The organism is Ochrobactrum sp. SFR4, from assembly GCF_019730395.1.
Taxonomy (GTDB): Bacteria; Pseudomonadota; Alphaproteobacteria; order Rhizobiales; family Rhizobiaceae; genus Pseudochrobactrum.
On record NZ_JAAPBB010000085.1, the window covers coordinates 1 to 642 of the forward strand.

Consider the following 642-nt stretch of genomic DNA (forward strand, 5'->3'; position numbering starts at 1 on the left):
ATACGTCGATATCAACATCATATTTCATGTCGAGTTTTGTTAAAGAGCGTTTCAAGCGCTGCATATGAGCATGATAATCAAACAGTTGCCCGTCAACGACACAGGTCACTTCATAAACTGCATCAGAAAACAGTGTCGCCCGGTCAAAGACAGGCAGAGTTGCCTGTTCTTCAGGCACAAACCGGCCATTGAGATAAACAAGTGATGACATCTGGTGCCTCCGGATTATCTGTATTGTTTATAGGCTTCGCCTAGCAGAGATATTCCTTTTTGAATATCTTCTGCCGATACTGTTGAGAAACTGACTCGTGCATGATTATGTTCAGGCGCCTTCGCATAAAATGCATCACCCGGAACATAACCGACATTAAATTGCGGAATGGCACAGTTCAGCAGAAATTCCCGCGAATTAAAATCCGATGGAAAAGTAAGCCAGGTAAACAATCCGCCGTCCGGATAAGTGAAGGCGATTTCCTGTGAAAAATTTTCGCGCATTGCATTAATCAAAATATCGCGTTTGATCATATAGCTGGCACGAATTTTCTTAATGTGGCTCTCCAGATCGTAGTTCTACAGCAGATAACTGATCGCAGACATGTTCAATGTACTACACTGCGTATCGGCACCCAGCTTAAGCAAGGT

General features: G+C 43.5%; 1 protein-coding gene and 1 pseudogene. Both read right to left on the bottom strand.

Features of this window, described 5'->3' with window-relative positions:
- Positions 1–211, bottom strand: a pseudogene (locus HBA93_RS17955) (D-amino acid aminotransferase); the annotation flags it as partial.
- A gap of 14 nt (positions 212–225) precedes the next feature.
- Positions 226–525: an aminotransferase-like domain-containing protein gene (locus HBA93_RS17960; protein ID WP_221724201.1), complete on the bottom strand. Its 300-nt coding sequence runs from the start codon at positions 523–525 to the stop codon at positions 226–228.
- Between the last annotated feature and the right edge of the window lie 117 nt (positions 526–642).

Excerpts from the sequence above, each read along its gene's own strand:
- HBA93_RS17960 (WP_221724201.1), bottom strand. The coding sequence starts at position 525 with ATGATCAAACGCGATATTTTGATTAATGCAATGCGCGAAAATTTTTCA.